General features: G+C 34.5%; 1 protein-coding gene. It reads left to right on the top strand.

All coding sequences use genetic code 11. The annotated features are described in order from the left end of the window. Positions 1 to 668: hypothetical protein (locus N2712_08040; protein MCX8029927.1), on the top strand; the 668-nt coding region annotated here is incomplete at its 5' end. Positions 669 to 731 lie beyond the last annotated feature (63 nt).

The following is a 731-nucleotide window of genomic DNA, read 5'->3' as shown; positions in this document are numbered from 1 at the left end:
AAATTGAATCTGGATGGACCAATAAAAATCGTGGTAAAAATAAACCAGAGGAATTTTTCAAAATGATGTTTCCAGCTATCTACAACCATTTAATTTCATTCGCCAATCTTAAAACAGAAGAAACAAGAAGAAAAGGACTATTTGATAGAGATGACCAGGGAGATTATTGGTGGGAATTAAGGGATTGCGACTATTACCATGAATTTGAAAAAGAAAAAATCGTGTGGCAGGAAATAGTGAGAGAACCAAGTTTTGCATATGATAACAGTGGTATTTACTGCGAGGCTACCTCTTTTATAATGGTTGGAAACAATCTTAAATACATTTTAGGCGTTTTAAATTCAAAACCAGGTTCTTTTTTCTTCAAAGAGTTTTATGCTGGAGGTGGTTTGGGAAAGGAAGGATTTAGATATAAGAAAGCATTTTTGGAACAACTTCCTCTTCCTTCCATCACTTCCCAAAACCGACACATTGTCCAGAAGATAGAATCCCTTGTCTCCCAAATTCTCTCCATCACTCAATCTGATGATTACCTTTCCAACCCAAAAAAGCAAAAGAAGGTAAAAGAGCTTGAAAATGAAATTGACCAGCTGGTTTACAAACTTTATGGATTGACAGAAGAAGAAATTAAAATAATAGAGGGAGAAGAAAACAGTGAAAAAAAATAGATTTATATTTGCCCACTATGAACTTGATGATATTGTCTTTGATGTCCTTGGCTTAACCGAAGA

The organism is Brevinematales bacterium (assembly GCA_026415355.1).
Taxonomy (GTDB): Bacteria; Spirochaetota; Brevinematia; order DTOW01; family DTOW01; genus SKYB106.
This window is presented reverse-complemented; position numbering and strand designations above follow the sequence as displayed.